This window comes from Vibrio sp. SCSIO 43137 (assembly GCF_028201475.1).
Classification (GTDB): Bacteria; Pseudomonadota; Gammaproteobacteria; order Enterobacterales; family Vibrionaceae; genus Vibrio.
In genome coordinates, this window is sequence record NZ_CP116384.1 from 1,452,097 (window position 1) to 1,466,117 (window position 14,021).

Genomic DNA, 14,021 nt, shown 5'->3' on the forward strand with positions numbered 1-14,021 from the left:
AAGGACAAAACAATGAAACCAATTTTTCTAAACGCAACATTGCCGGAAATGGCAGAAATAGGCAGCATCACTAACCTAGGCTCAACGGTTATTGACGGAGATCCTCAGGCCAGCATCGCTATGGTAGATGGCGCTCCGGAAGATAGCGTTGCCTGCGGCATTTTCAAGTGCACTACTGGTGTGTTCAGAATGCAGTACCCGTTTACAGAACACGCAACGGTTCTTGAAGGAGAGCTGAAGCTGAAAAATATAGATACAGGAGAAGAGAATACTTTTGGCCCCGGAGACTCATGGTTTGTAGCTCAGGGCACCAACGTTGAATGGCACGTTATCTCCGGTCACTTTGTAAAACACTATCTGTCTGTGGCGATATAGAATTAGCAAAAGTGATTTTTGGAGAGAAGCACATCTGAATGGGTGTGCTTTTTTTGTGGTTGAAGAGGATCTTGAACTGCAATTTAACGTTCGAGATTTCTACTAACCCTTGTTAACCAGCCAACTTCTCCTTTATCAGCTATGTTTAATCAAGGGGGCATTACTTATGGCTTACCGGCTACTGGCGGATCTCGTTGTCGTACTTCATCTACTGTTTATTCTGTTTTCGCTACTCGGTGGCATGCTGGTGTTGTGGCGTGTCTATATGCTGGCTATCCATATTCCTGCTGCCATCTGGGTTGCGCTGGTCAGTTTTAATGGCTGGATCTGTCCATTGACGCCTTTGGAAAACCATTTCAGGCAGGCGGCGGGAGTCGAAGGGTACCCGGGAGGGTTTGTTGAGCACTATGTCATTCCTGTTATCTATCCGGCTGAGCTAAGCTTTAATATGCAGCTCATGTTGGGATTTGCAGCGATAGGCATCAATATTTCGGTTTATATGGCTGTTTATCTTGGATATAAGCGCAAACAAAAAAGGAAGCAGAAATGAAAAAGATTTTATTGAATCTGCTGCTGTTTTATCTGCTGTTTGCTGCTCTTCTCTATACGTTTCAGCGTCAGTTTCTCTATCACCCCAGACAGGCGAGTAGTGCTTACGGCGAGATGAATGTCAGTTTTACTGTTGATGGAATTACCCTTTCCGGCTGGGTGCTGAATCAGAAGCAAAACAGAGCACTAATTTATTACGGCGGTAACGCAGAGAGTATCGAAGCCAATATCCCGTTTTTCAAAGCAGTGCTTCCGGATTATGCGGTTTATCTTATTCCTTATCGGGGGTATAGCAATAACTCAGGCTCGCCGACAGAAAAGGCTCTGTACCGCGATGCTTTACAGATATTTGATTCAGTAAACAGTAAACATGACTCTGTATCTCTGGTGGGCAGAAGTCTTGGTTCTGGCATCGCTACCTACGTTGCGGCCAACAGGCAGATAGATAAACTAGTTTTGGTAACACCGTTTGACAGTGTTGAAAATGTTGCCAGAGAAGTTTACTGGATGTTCCCCGTCTCCTTGCTACTAAAAGACAAGTATAACTCTGCAGGAAGAGTGAATGAGATTACCGCACAAACTTATATCTTTACTGCTGAAAAAGACGCTGTCATCCCCAAGGAAAGAACCGATCAACTTATCGCAGAGTTTGATAATCAACTAAAAGAAAGCGTTATCATTTCAGGCGCAGGCCATAACAATATTTCACAGTTTCCCGCTTATATATCAAAGCTTAAGCGGGCGCTGGAATAGCTTTGAAGTGATGTTATTAAGCTGAACTACATTGCCAGCTTTTTAACCATTTTCAGAGAGTTTCCGAATATGGCTTCAGCAACATGATCAGGGAAATCCTTTGGCAACCTTCCTCTTACTCGTTCAATGGCTTCAGGAAGATCGACTTGTATATCGTCTAAGATGATTTGCATTTTATCCTGATTAAACCCGACAGATTTTGCAGTATCTAAAAAGTGATGAGCGTAGATTTTATTGATCTCATACTTCTTACCTTTAGTGGCTTTTAGCCCCATTGCTAACTTCAGTTTTCTGATATTTAGCCCTTTCCCACCAAGGACAACATAAGCAGATAAGATGTCATAAAAAGGAGTGAGCCTGTAGCTACCGCCCTTTTCTATATAAATTGAGTAGTTCTTTGCATGCCCGTCCGTAGCACCAATTGCCCATTGAAAAACCTGAAACTTCATAAAATTATATTGATCGTCCAGAGCATTACTGGATCCCATTAACAGCTTCATTATTTCAGCAATACCGGGGCCTCCCTGAAATTCATACTTTATCGACGGAGGCTTTCCATAAACCTGACAAATATCTTCCTGAGGTAAACGCAACACCTTAGTTCTATCCCGGTTCCAACGCCTGTCAAAACGTTCCACAGCCAAAGCTTTCACACTCTTCACCTGTATCATTTCAATCTCAGGAACGTCAAAACCAAGCTCTCTTGCCAGTTCAATACAGAGGTATTCGTTTTCCACACTGTCCGTTAGATCCAGTGTTGCATGCGCTTGTTGTATCTCACCAATAGGAAGCTTGATAATGTGGGTGGTCGGTGTGTTTCCTTCAGGTATACACCATTGATCATTAAAACGAAGAAGAGCTGTTTTTTCCTGTACACCCGCTACAGAAATCCTGAAGTCCTCTTCTTCCTCCAGCATTCCCAGAGGAATCTCTGACTTGTATGCCAGAAGAACATTTTCCAGCTTATCTTCATCTAAAACCTTGTAGCTTATCGGTTCTTCTTTATACGGCTTATCAGGTGGTAAAAGGGTGATTGCACCAACACTGTCTTTACCCACTTCTTTCAGAAGATCAAATGGTTGAATAGACGAAGCTTTATATCTGGTTACGATTCTTTCTCTAACCTTTGGCGCATCAGGCAACAGGTTATCAAAATAATTAATGACTGCGTCTGAGTTTATTCGGGGAAGTTGCAGTTTAAGCGATAGGGACAGAGGACGGGCTTTACTGTTTGTTATCCAGTCGGAATCATATTGAAATGAATGAGCACCGTTTGACTGCTTCTTCAACCTGCCGACAAGCTCTCCATTCATATAGGCTATTAACTCTTGCATCACCAGTCCTCATCATCGGGAGTACTTGTCTGGTTCTGGCTTTTTTCATCAACAGTTAATACTAAGTCCATTGCCTGAAGCAATTTGAAAAAAGTAGCGAGGGTAGTCCGGCTAGGGTTATTTTCAAAGTTGGAAATGGTTGCCTGTTTTATACCAACCTTTTTTGCAAGTTCACTTTGGCTCCAGTTATTTTGTTGCCGTATGAGAAGTATTCTGTCAGCAAGTTGCTTTGGACTGTATATCATTTACCCTTTCCCCTCAGCATTTCATCTGGTCATATAGATAGCTATAGTTTATCCCCTACTGGGGATAGAGATACAATTATCCCCTACAAGGGATAAAAATGCAATTATCCTCTACAGGGGATAGCCGACTCTGTATCTCAATCACCACTGTTTATATCAGGGGTAAACTCAACAATAAGTTCCCGCAGCCATTTATGGCTGGGATCATTATCGTAATGGCGGTGCCAAAGTAAGAAGTAGCCACCGGAATCCAGTTGCAGGGGGATAGGCATGACGACAAGATTAGCATCCATATTAAGTGCTTTTATCGACGAGCGGGGATAGCACATCAGCAAATCACTAGCCTCACACAACTTCACGGCACTCTGAACATCCGACATCTTAACGGCGTTATCCATCCACCTGTTTTCAGAAGCCAAAATCTCCTTTAACAGCCAGCCACTTACACCACCTACGGTCACGAACAGGTGGCGATATTTAAGGAAAGTGTCCAGATTCCACTCTTCCTGCAATGCCGGATGCCCTTTGCGCATCAAACAGACAGAGTTATCACGCATCAGCTCCACATAATGAAGATCATCTGGAATGGTGGTTACATGAGTTCCGGAGCGTTTATCCCACTCAAAAATACCGATGCCGAAATCAATTTCCCTGCGCAATAAACGTCCAAGGCTATCTTCCCCCCATGTCCTGCTGGTAATACTAATGCAGGGAGCCAGCTTAAGCAGCTGAGGCATAAAATACGGATAGGTAACTGGATAAGCCGTTTCAACCAGATCAAAGTTAAATAGACGCTTACTGTTCTCCGGCTCAAAGGTAGAAGGTATCGCCAGTTGGTCGACTTGGTTAAGCACTTCATAAATTCTGGGAGCAAGGGAAAGCGCCTTCGGAGTAGGGTTTAACCCTCTGGCCATTCGTTCAAACAGCGGATCATCAAACACTTCCCGCAATTTTGCCAACTGTTTACTTACGGCCGACTGACTGAGATATAAACGCTCCGCAGCCGCGGTAACACTGCGCTCTTCCAGCAAAACAGCCATTACGCGCAACAGATTTATATCAAAGTCTTTCATCTTTTAGCTCTTTTTATAAGTTAACCATTGAGATTCTATAAGATAACTAGGTGTTCGTGTAGGTACACGGCTTATTAAAAACTAGCTTGCAAACAGAGCAATACTGAAGAAGATAAGAACTGCACCCGCACCTCTTTCTACCAGATGAATACTTTTCTTGAGGCTCTTCTGAATACGGGGCTGCCCTATGCTCGCAGCAACCAAAAAATCCCATAGCAAAACAGTGAGAAACATCCATATACCACAAGAAACTTGCTGAACCAATGTAACTTGGTTTCCCAGAATAACGGTCATCAGGCTCATATAAAACAGAGCATTTTTAGGGTTAAGTAAGGCAGAGTTCAGGCCAAGGATCAGCTGTTTTATTACTGAGGGCGCCAGTTCCTGATCTTGGTCGTCTTCAGGAAAAGTACTGTTTCTTTTACTTTTTAGCAATTGAAAACCGATCCATAACAGATAGATCGCGCCAGATACTTCAACTATTGAAAAAAGCAGGGAGTTATCGCGGATACTTGTCCAGCCAAGTATCGCTATTGCAATATAAACAGCGTTACCCAGAGCAACTCCGACACAGATAAACCGGCTACCACGCAGTCTATGCCGGATTGAATGAGCCACGATTAAGAAAAAATCCTGCCCCGGACTTAACAGCGCGACGAAATGAGCCAGTGCTAATGCAGGAAAAGCCGCAGGGAGAAGGGTTGAAAACAGCATAAATGGTTACCTATATTCTTAATAATTCTCAGACTATAGGTACTTCCATTTAGGAATTATTGTCGAAAAATGACGTTAGCTGCTGATATTGCCTTGGCGTAGAAGCAGTGTAGCTGACAAAGTTACGATGAAACTGACTTTGGTCAGAAAAACCTACTTCCGTTGCAACATCTACGATGTTCATACCATATCTAAGCAAGTACTTAGCTTTTTCAATCCGGTTATTATTTAAGAATGACTTAGGCGGGATACCGAACTGGTTTTTGAAGTTACGAATCAGCGTCTCTTTTGGTCTGCCCAGTTGCTGAGAAAGTGTCTCCAGAGAAGGAGGATGGACGATATCTTCAAGCAGCCGGTGTCTTACCTTATTTGCTAACTCATCAACACTATCTGGCTTATGTACTGGTGAGCAATAACGACTTATTAAGCAGAAAAGAAGGTTATCTAACTCAGCAGCCTACTTCTTGGATTCCAGCCCAGACAGTAAACCAATTAAAGTAGATAATCTCAGCCCGCACTCAGCTTCAGAAACCACCCTTTGCTCGCATATAAACTGCGTTACCTGATATCCGTATAACCTTGATAGCAGGTTGCAGCACCACGTGTTATCAACATAAAGCATATGGTAACTACGGGGCTTACCCTCAACAGGATTACAGGCATGTACCAGATCAGGCTCGATTAAAACAATGTCGCCTTCACCCAGAACAATATGCCGACCGTCAACGAATGTCTGAGTCGCACCTGACTCAATAATGCCAATTGAAAGCTCAGGATGGCTGTGCGCTTTGTAGCCCTGAATACTGTTGTGCGTAGAGCGAATGGTCAGATGCGAAACAGCCTTACTACTCCAGAAACGCTGGTCAATGTCACGAACGGTATTAGCCAAGATATGAAACTCCATTTTCATAGTTCAATACCCTAAACATGCTACAACACCAGTCTCATATCAATATTACTCTATCCGTTTTTCCATAAACCTTGACTATACTGTAGCTAATCAACTTCTTATAGCCAGGGACGGTAACTTGAAGCGATTGTCATTTGTCATTTTTTTGCTTTTCATCTGTGTATACAACGCAAAATTTAGCTTTGCATCTAATCATTCCAGAACACTGACACTGGCCGCCGTTGAGTGGAAGCCTATGAACAGTCCGGAGCTTAAAAATGATGGATATATGTCAGAAATAGTCCGCACCGCCCTCTCTAAAACCGGTTACCTGCTTAATATTGAGTGGGCTCCGTGGAATAGAGTATTAGAAGTGAGCAAACTAGGTGGCTACGACGGGATAGTGGTTGCCTCTTATAAACAAGATCGGGAAGCCTTTTTTGAATACTCATCAACCATTGGCAGTTCACGGTTTACCTTCTGGCAAGGTAACGAAAGTTCATACTCTTACGACAGTTTAGATAGCTTTGACGGTATGAAAGTGGGCGTGCTCCTCGGTTCTAATTTCACTCAGGATCTTAAAAACCACGGTGGCATAATGGTTGATGAAGTAAACGATATCCGCCAAAACATAATGAAACTCTCTCACGGCAGAATAGATGCATTTCTGGGCTCTTATGACAATGTAAATTACCTTTTAAATGGTGAAATGAGTGAACACAGAAATAGAATAAAGCCCATCACACCGGATTATCGTACCTATGATTTATATATGCTGATTTCAAAAAAACATCCGGACCACAAACTTATCGTTAATGCCTTTAATCGTGCATTAAGCGACATGATGTCTGACGGAAGTTATCAATCGATACTTTTAAAGCATGGCGTTTTAAATACTGAAGGTCAGTAATCACTCCATAACTCCCACTCAAAAATAACTCTGAAGCGTTGCCATGTAGCGATTCCGATCTCCTTTATGTCCACTTCATAAAAACAAGTATCTGCACAATCCATTAAGGTGGAGTTGTATTAAGTCATATGCAGAACTTATCTCAACAATGTTGCTAAATGCGCTTCACTAAAATCAGAAAGTTTTTGTAGTTTTAAATGCGATTCTGGGAATTTATGATGGAATTTATCAGGCTGAGGAATAACTACGGTTTTAACATTCGCTCTTGTTGCAGCAAGCATTCCTGAATATGAATCTTCAAAAGCTATACAGTTTAAAGCATCCACACCAAGTTTATGGATTGTTGAAAGATATACATCTGGTGCAGGCTTGCCTTTCTCAACATCATCTGCAGAAGATATTGCATCAAAGTAATCAATGATGCCTAACTTTTCTAAAATTACCGGTATTAGCTGATATGGAGAGTTGGTAGAAAGCCCGATTTTGAAGCCCTTTTCCTTAAGGAAAAACAGAGTTTTTGTAACGCCTTCCAGTTCTCGGCCTTTTTCTTTAATTAAACACTCAACCCTACCTACAACAGCGGCTTCAACTTCATCTAAACTTTTCCCTGACCATGGATTGCGTTCAAACCAAAACTGAGTAACATCTCTTGTTGTCATAGTTGCCGTTTGCTCGGCCAACTCTTCTTTTACATCTACCCCGACTGATGAGAAAACCTCTCTTTCTGCTTCCTTCCATAGCGGTTCTGAATCAATCAACAAGCCATCCATATCAAAAATTGCAGCGTATATCATTGGTACATCCTCAGTAAAATCTGCGGTGAAAAATGCCTCAACTAATGTGGCAGCCATACGAAAGCAAGGAGGATAACATACCGATTTAAAAAACAACCTCCCTAGTTCACCTAAGAACCTATAAAAACAAGAACGAGTATTACTTTGAATAGGGCGCAATATTCGGATGTTTTAGGATTAATACCGCCGCTAGTATAAAAATATCACTGAATAACACAGAGTACCTGCCAGCCATGACAGCAAACATTAACCACTCCATAAACTCAAAAGTATGGGCTATGCTCATTTTACTCTCGGTCTTATGGGGCGGTTCTTTCTTTTTTGTGGGCGTAGCCGTCAATGACCTTCCTCCATTAACCATAGTGACACTTAGAGTGGGAATTGCCGCATTTACCCTATGGGGAATCGCTATGATGATTGGCTTACGTCCTCCAAAAAGCCTGAAAATATGGGGCTCTTTCTTAGGCATGGGATTGCTCAACAATGTCATCCCTTTTGCTTTGATAGTATGGGGGCAAACTCAGATTGCATCAGGCTTAGCCTCGATTCTGAATGCTGCAACACCGATATTTGCTGTAGTAGTCGCGGGTGCTATGCTGCCTGATGAACGGCCAACACCATTGAAAATTATTGGCGTCGTTCTCGGCTTTGTAGGAGTAGCAGTAATGATAGGTATGCCCGCGTTGGGTGGTGAAAATCATCTATTGGCACAACTCGCCATTGTTGGTGCCGCCTTATCTTACTCATTTGCAGGGGTATACGGACGTAGATTCAAAACACTGGGGGTGAACCCTACCGTTACAGCAGCAGGGCAGGTAACTGCCTCAGCACTGATATTACTACCTATTACCTTGTACGTAGAAGGCACTATCAATATAGACCAAACAAGCATAAGCACATGGCTAGCCATAGCTGGACTTGCCGTTGCCTCAACAGCGTTCGCGTATATTCTCTATTTCAGAATTCTTGAACTGGCAGGTGCAACAAACGTACTATTGGTAACACTGCTTGTGCCAGTCTCTGCGGTTCTGCTTGGCTCACTATTCCTGAACGAGACTCTGGAAGTGATTCATATAACGGGCATGGCGTTAATAGCAATCGGGTTATCCGCTATTGATAGCCGGCTATGGCAACGGATGATATCAAGCTTAGCTTAATCAACGACAAGGATGAAAATGGATAGTAACACCGTGCTTCAGGGTATTGAGCAACTCAGTATTCAGGATAAAGATATAAAAGATGCTATCGCAAAGCTGGGTATGCCGGAAGCACGTGCACGATCCAGAGGTTTTGAGACTTTTCTGTCTACCATCATAGGCCAACAACTATCCACCAAAGCAGCCCAGTCAATTATGGCGCGTGTTCTAGACCTTATGGATCAGCCCACCCCTGAGCAGTTTATAAAAATACCGGCTCAGACCCTGCGAGATGCGGGCTTATCGTTTCGAAAAATAGAGTATACCCAAGGCTTAGCGACCGCCGTACTTGATGGCAGTTTTGATATTGATGATTTAGAAAACCTTAGTGATGACGATGCCATAAAAGCGATCACCAGCCTCAGGGGGCTGGGTCGCTGGAGCGCTGAAATTTACCTGATGTTCTCATTAGGCCGGATGGATATATTTCCTGCCGATGATTTAGGAATACTTGTCGGGTTACAGCTACTGAAAGGGCTTGATAGCAAGCCAACCGCAAAGCAGGCACGTGAAATGGTTGCCCATTGGGCTCCGTGGAGAAGCGCAGGTGCTTTATGTTTGTGGCACTATTATCACCATCATACTTCTGATAAAAAATAACCTTGAAGAGCTATAGCTACCGACCTCAAATCTCCTAATCTAGCGTACGCTTTTACGGGATATTTCATTGGCTAAATTTTTCACGCTTTCCGGAATATCACAGTTTAGAGCCCTGCTGACATCTTCCAGCTTATTAAACCCTGTAGGATGTAACAGGTATTCACTCAGCCTCTCTGTGAGTACCGGCGGATTAACACGGGTTTCATACAACACCATAACGCGCATGGCTCCCACTCCACTCGCCTTGCGCTGATAGCTATCCCATATAAAACCATGTATATGACTGAGCTGGGGTAATGCCAATAGTGTGGCTGCGACACGATGAAGCTTAGGGTATGCACTTTTTCCCTGTTCTAATAGCCCGGCAATTTTGCCAATGGATTGCAAATCCAGTAAAACCAAGTCGTGCTCTACGTCCAGATGAACCAGCTTCTTTTTCTCGATTTTCGCAATATCAAACCGCCTTCGTTCTCCTTCTTCCTGCCTGAACAGCGTTTCTGCCATTGCTTCCGTGTGGGTTACTCCTAAGTACATGGATGGAATAACATTACCTTCTCCATCAAATAGCGGGCTAAAGCGATACGCACCACCATTACCGGAATTAAAAGCATTAGACGGGTATTTATCGGTGCAGATACGATATAGGCGTTGGCCAGCAGGTATGGTGTACAGTTTCACCTATACCTCCGTCCTTGGGATTACTCTCTCTTGCGGATTTAAGTAATCCGTTACAAATTCAGAGAATAGCTTTGACTCTCCCTTCTCAAGCAGCTCTATCGGCTTTGCTGTGATTGAACCATCATCTAGATCCGGAGCTAAAACAGAGTCTACAATTTGATCTAAGCTGAGATCTTGGCCAGACAGATTCGCTATTTCATCAGCTGATGGATTAAACAGCTTAGTGATAAGAGTTGCCGGTGTTGTCAGCCAAAAAGCGATGTCCCAGCCAGTAAGCTTCTCATACAACCTAGGAAGCTCAGCTTGCAGCCCTGTATATACACATGTTTCCGTATCCAACTGAAACTCTGGGTAGACAAAACCATCATTGGTTCGTAGGGCTAATACTTTTCCTTGCTCACGCATACGATTAAGCTTTCTGGAAGGGTTGCTGTCTTTAATATCAATCAGAGCACTAAAGGTTTTGCTGTCTAGAATATTGTGCTGTCGATAAAATTGAGTGCGCTTTTTCACGAACCTCTGTCGCAATACCAATCTTGATTCTGAGATCTCATCTAATGGAAGAGTGCTTAAGGCCTCTTCTAAGTTATCTTGCTGCTTAAAAGAGGCCGTAATAAAGGTATTCATTGATTCAATCAGTGCTTTAGCTTCTTCAGACGAGCCCGATGTGCCACTTAACGTTACCGTTTGATCAGCTTTTCTTATCTGCTTTGCTACACCGGATTCAATCAAGTCCTCAGCGATAGACAACGCTAAATCGAACTCACTTTTTGACGAGCAGCCTCTGAATGCCTGAGTAGATACTTGCGGGTAATGAATGTCCATGTCAGGCAGGTTAGCGGAAGTGTGAGGATATGGCATATCCGGTTCGACGACTTTTGGAGTCACTTCAATATCTTTATCCAACGCTCTAGTTTCCTGAAAAGAAAACCCTCTTCTATGACGGGCAGCTGAATCTATAGAAGATTTTCGCCTCTGCCTCCATGAGCCTCTGGAGTGATTAGGTTTCGTTCTCATGCTGCCGCCCCTGTAGAAATGGTATTTAAAAGCCACGCACTACCAATTCTACATCCAGACAAAATAAAGAGCAAAAAATCATCAGTTGGCAAGCTACAAGCGGTATGGCTTCTTTACCGCCGAGTAAGGCTCTATCTGTTTCGCCTTCTTGTGGTGATTTATCAGGGTTAGCAAAAACAAGCAGATTTCATCGTTTAGCGCCTTATCGTGCCGATACCTGAGTCAGTGATATTGAGGATAAGTCTTCCACTTGCTGACAGAAGCCGGTGTCAGCAAGCGAGCTAAGTTAATGTTGAGAGTTTTGCTTTTCATGCTCAATAAGCCAGCGCTTTCGTTCTAAGCCACCGCCGTATCCGGTCAGTTTTCCATCCTTACCTATCACCCGGTGGCACGGTATTATGATGGATATTCGATTGAGCCCGTTAGCAGAGGCAACCGCTCTTACGGCTTTAGGATTGTTTATCTTTTCAGCCTGCTGCTGATAGCTTGAGGTTTCACCATAAGGCACTTGCTTTAAATACTGCCAAACCGAGTTTTGAAAGTCTGTTCCGGGCGTATGCAGTTCAACGTCAAAGTGCTTGCGTATGCCCTGAAAATACTCGCCTATCTCTTTTTTAGCCTGTTTAATATGATGATTCTCTCCGGCGATAATTCTGGCATTGAGTCGTTTTTGTAAGTCCTTAAACTCAGTTTCTAACATTCTGCGGTCAACAAACTCCAGCAGGCACACTCCCTTATCAGTCGCACATATAAACATTGGACCTAAAGGTGTTGTTAACCGGCTAATTAATATCACCTTATTGTCAGCACTCTGAATAGGGGATTTGCCTACGAACTTCTTATAGGTGTAACCAAATCCACTTAATGATTCATACCCTGTATCAAATGCCGCATCTATCGCTTTTTTACCACCTTTTAATTCCTGAAAGGCGCTATTTATCCGATACATTCGCTGATAGGCATGAAACGTCATTCCATAATGAGCTTTAAACCACCTGCGTACTAATTCCGGGCTTATTTGCAGTTGACGGAGTTGATGGTCTGAAATCTTTTCCTTCGGATTGTTCCTGACCATTTCCATAGCCAGAGCAACCTGCGGCGGCGCTTCATTAGCATTTTCTGTAGGTTTACACACTTTGCAGGGTCTGTAGCCAGCATCCAGCGCCTCCTTAAAAGTGGTGTAAAACTCTACATTTTCAAATTTAGGTTTTCTGGCTCTACAGGTTGCAATACAAAAAACAGATGTTGTCTTTACCCCGACATAAAAGATACCAACATAGCTTGACTCTCTGTCAAGCAGAGCCTGATAGTAGGTCTCTATTTTTTTCTGGTCGGTAACTAACATTTTGAAAAAACAGACTCAAAAGATTGACTAGTTTTAATTGAGTGAAGGCGATGCTCAAGGCCATTAAGCATATTATCAAACAAATAGTTACCCATACTGATGCGCTTTACACCCAGCTCTTTCAGCTTATTAAAGTCAGGTAAATCTGGCGTACACATAACATTGATAGGTAGTGTGCTTTTTTCAACCACTGCTCTAATATCAGCTTCTTTTGCAATAAAGGGTATGAATATGCCATCGGCACCTGCACTGGCATAAAGTTGAACACGCTTTTCAGTTTCAATAAGCGCATTTGGAGCCCCTAGCAGAAACGTATCTGTTCTGACGTTTAAAAAGATATCCAGTTTTTCCTGATCTAATTGCGTTTTAATAGATGAAATCAGCTTTGCAAAGTCGCTTGCGCCTGTGAGTTTTCTATCGCCGTCAACAGTACTGTCTTCAATGTTAATGCCGACAACGCCAACGTCAGAAAGCACTTTAATATGCTCTACTATTTCAGAAGGCTGGCGGCTATAACCAGATTCTATATCGACAGTTAACGGCAGGGATGTATTAGCCGCGATCCGTTTTACCAGATAGCTTAGCTCCTCAAAACTCATGCCCTCTCCATCTTTATAACCAAGCAGAGCAGCAATCGCTGCGCTGGATGTGCCAATGGCCTGAAAGCCCAGCTTTTCAGCAACTTTAGCACTGGCGACATCCCATACATTACAAATGGTTAGTGGCTCATCTTGTTGATGTAGTTCTTTAAACGTCATTTTTATATCCCGTGTAAGTCCGTTCTGCTAAAAATAGCAAATATAGAAATTCCGCCACAACCGAAAAATTGACAAGTATTTTTGTGTAGGCTTTTCCGGCTATTGCAGCCAGCCATATGACAAGTAAATCGGGATCTCTGGGTTGGATTAGATTTAGGCTATAACGCTTTTTCCACTGACGTTAACCAAGCCGGTACTTTTTCTCTGTACCAATCGATATACATCAAAGCCTCTGGTTTGTTTCGGCTAACAACCTTGACTATACAAAGTCAACGATAGCACTACGGCGTTCAAGCAATGCCACATCCCGCCACTTGTTGTTCAACTTGCCGAGCTTTTCTCTGACACCTACCAGCTTAAATCCGTTTTTCTTATGTACATGAATGCTTCCCTCATTTTCCGGAAATATTCCTGCTTGTAGCGTCCATATGCCATGCTGTTCCGAGATAGTTATTAGTTCAGATAACAGGGAAGTCCCGACTTGCTGTCCCCGCATGTCAGAAGAAACATATAAGCTCACTTCAGCTACGCCAGAATAAACACTCCGGCTTGAAACGGGAGATAAAGCAGCCCAGCCTACAACTTTATCCTCAAAAACAGCTACCAGCCTGCATGATTCAAGTAGCGAGCAGTTCCATTCATCCCAATCCTTAGCAGCAAGCTGAAAAGTCGCGTGCCCGGTATCAATCCCTTGCTGATAGATTGCTTGCACAGAAGAGAAATCTGCTCGCTCGAACTTCCTTATTTTTAACATAAATCTTCCCCTAAGTTTGTTTGATACCTGCACGATT

General features: G+C 43.1%; 18 protein-coding genes and 1 pseudogene. 6 read left to right on the top strand and 13 right to left on the bottom strand.

Features of this window, described 5'->3' with window-relative positions; genetic code table 11:
* The first annotated feature begins 12 nt into the window (after positions 1-12).
* The 3 genes from PK654_RS22405 to PK654_RS22415 all read left to right on the top strand — a co-directional run bounded on the left by PK654_RS22405 (position 13) and on the right by PK654_RS22415 (position 1,677).
* A complete protein-coding gene (locus PK654_RS22405; protein WP_271699716.1) occupies positions 13-375 on the top strand; it encodes a cupin domain-containing protein in 363 nt (120 codons plus the stop codon).
* A gap of 166 nt (positions 376-541) precedes the next feature.
* Positions 542-925: a DUF2784 domain-containing protein gene (locus tag PK654_RS22410; RefSeq protein WP_271699718.1), complete on the top strand. Its 384-nt coding sequence runs from the start codon at positions 542-544 to the stop codon at positions 923-925.
* Positions 922-1,677: an alpha/beta hydrolase gene (locus PK654_RS22415; protein WP_271699720.1), complete on the top strand. Its 756-nt coding sequence runs from the start codon at positions 922-924 to the stop codon at positions 1,675-1,677. The genes PK654_RS22410 and PK654_RS22415 overlap by 4 nt, the downstream gene beginning before the upstream one ends.
* Positions 1,678-1,703: 26 nt before the next feature.
* Here the strand turns inward: PK654_RS22415 and PK654_RS22420 are convergent, their stop codons facing one another.
* The 6 genes from PK654_RS22420 to PK654_RS22445 all read right to left on the bottom strand — a co-directional run bounded on the left by PK654_RS22420 (position 1,704) and on the right by PK654_RS22445 (position 5,953).
* On the bottom strand, positions 1,704-3,011 hold the full coding sequence (locus PK654_RS22420) for a type II toxin-antitoxin system HipA family toxin (RefSeq protein WP_271699722.1): 1,308 nt from the start codon (positions 3,009-3,011) through the stop codon (positions 1,704-1,706).
* On the bottom strand, positions 3,011-3,256 hold the full coding sequence (gene hipB, locus PK654_RS22425) for a type II toxin-antitoxin system antitoxin HipB (protein ID WP_271699723.1): 246 nt from the start codon (positions 3,254-3,256) through the stop codon (positions 3,011-3,013). Before hipB ends, PK654_RS22420 begins: the two co-directional genes overlap by 1 nt.
* A gap of 137 nt (positions 3,257-3,393) precedes the next feature.
* Positions 3,394-4,329: a LysR family transcriptional regulator gene (locus tag PK654_RS22430; protein WP_271699724.1), complete on the bottom strand. Its 936-nt coding sequence runs from the start codon at positions 4,327-4,329 to the stop codon at positions 3,394-3,396.
* Between the two features lie 81 nt (positions 4,330-4,410).
* A complete protein-coding gene (locus PK654_RS22435; RefSeq protein WP_271699725.1) occupies positions 4,411-5,043 on the bottom strand; it encodes a LysE family translocator in 633 nt (210 codons plus the stop codon).
* A 49-nt stretch (positions 5,044-5,092) separates the two neighbouring features.
* Positions 5,093-5,467 carry a helix-turn-helix domain-containing protein gene (locus tag PK654_RS22440; RefSeq protein ID WP_333909671.1) on the bottom strand — a complete coding sequence of 125 codons (375 nt, stop codon included), beginning with the start codon at positions 5,465-5,467 and terminating at the stop codon, positions 5,093-5,095.
* Between the two features lie 33 nt (positions 5,468-5,500).
* Positions 5,501-5,953 carry an AraC family ligand binding domain-containing protein gene (locus PK654_RS22445; RefSeq protein WP_271699726.1) on the bottom strand — a complete coding sequence of 151 codons (453 nt, stop codon included), beginning with the start codon at positions 5,951-5,953 and terminating at the stop codon, positions 5,501-5,503.
* Between the two features lie 268 nt (positions 5,954-6,221).
* Here PK654_RS22445 and PK654_RS22450 point away from each other — a divergent pair, with 268 nt between their 5' ends.
* Complete coding sequence (locus PK654_RS22450; protein WP_443088758.1) at positions 6,222-6,842, top strand: substrate-binding periplasmic protein; 621 nt, start codon at positions 6,222-6,224, stop codon at positions 6,840-6,842.
* A gap of 137 nt (positions 6,843-6,979) precedes the next feature.
* On the opposite strand, the gene hxpB is transcribed toward PK654_RS22450, so the two are convergent.
* Positions 6,980-7,693 carry a hexitol phosphatase HxpB gene (gene hxpB / locus PK654_RS22455; RefSeq protein ID WP_271699729.1) on the bottom strand — a complete coding sequence of 238 codons (714 nt, stop codon included), beginning with the start codon at positions 7,691-7,693 and terminating at the stop codon, positions 6,980-6,982.
* 176 nt (positions 7,694-7,869) lie between these two features.
* Here hxpB and PK654_RS22460 point away from each other — a divergent pair, with 176 nt between their 5' ends.
* Entirely contained in the window at positions 7,870-8,793 is a 924-nt protein-coding gene (locus PK654_RS22460; RefSeq protein ID WP_271699730.1) for a DMT family transporter, read from the top strand.
* Positions 8,794-8,811: 18 nt separating this feature from the next.
* Positions 8,812-9,432, top strand: a complete 621-nt coding sequence (locus PK654_RS22465) for a DNA-3-methyladenine glycosylase family protein (RefSeq protein ID WP_271699731.1) — start codon at positions 8,812-8,814, stop codon at positions 9,430-9,432.
* A gap of 39 nt (positions 9,433-9,471) precedes the next feature.
* On the opposite strand, the gene PK654_RS22470 is transcribed toward PK654_RS22465, so the two are convergent.
* The 6 genes and pseudogenes from PK654_RS22470 to PK654_RS22490 all read right to left on the bottom strand — a co-directional run bounded on the left by PK654_RS22470 (position 9,472) and on the right by PK654_RS22490 (position 13,984).
* Complete coding sequence (locus PK654_RS22470) at positions 9,472-10,110, bottom strand: RES family NAD+ phosphorylase (RefSeq protein ID WP_271699732.1); 639 nt, start codon at positions 10,108-10,110, stop codon at positions 9,472-9,474.
* The gene (locus PK654_RS22475; protein ID WP_271699734.1) at positions 10,111-11,016 is read right to left on the bottom strand and encodes a hypothetical protein; all 906 of its coding nucleotides are present in this window, start codon (positions 11,014-11,016) and stop codon (positions 10,111-10,113) included.
* A gap of 397 nt (positions 11,017-11,413) precedes the next feature.
* Complete coding sequence (locus tag PK654_RS23085) at positions 11,414-11,923, bottom strand: methylated-DNA--[protein]-cysteine S-methyltransferase (protein ID WP_443088770.1); 510 nt, start codon at positions 11,921-11,923, stop codon at positions 11,414-11,416.
* 27 nt (positions 11,924-11,950) lie between these two features.
* A pseudogene (locus PK654_RS23090) lies at positions 11,951-12,472 on the bottom strand (bifunctional transcriptional activator/DNA repair enzyme AdaA); the annotation flags it as partial.
* Complete coding sequence (locus tag PK654_RS22485; RefSeq protein WP_271699738.1) at positions 12,466-13,230, bottom strand: isocitrate lyase/PEP mutase family protein; 765 nt, start codon at positions 13,228-13,230, stop codon at positions 12,466-12,468. The gene PK654_RS22485 and the pseudogene PK654_RS23090, both read right to left, overlap by 7 nt.
* Positions 13,231-13,489: 259 nt before the next feature.
* Complete coding sequence (locus PK654_RS22490; RefSeq protein ID WP_271699739.1) at positions 13,490-13,984, bottom strand: GNAT family N-acetyltransferase; 495 nt, start codon at positions 13,982-13,984, stop codon at positions 13,490-13,492.
* Positions 13,985-14,021 lie beyond the last annotated feature (37 nt).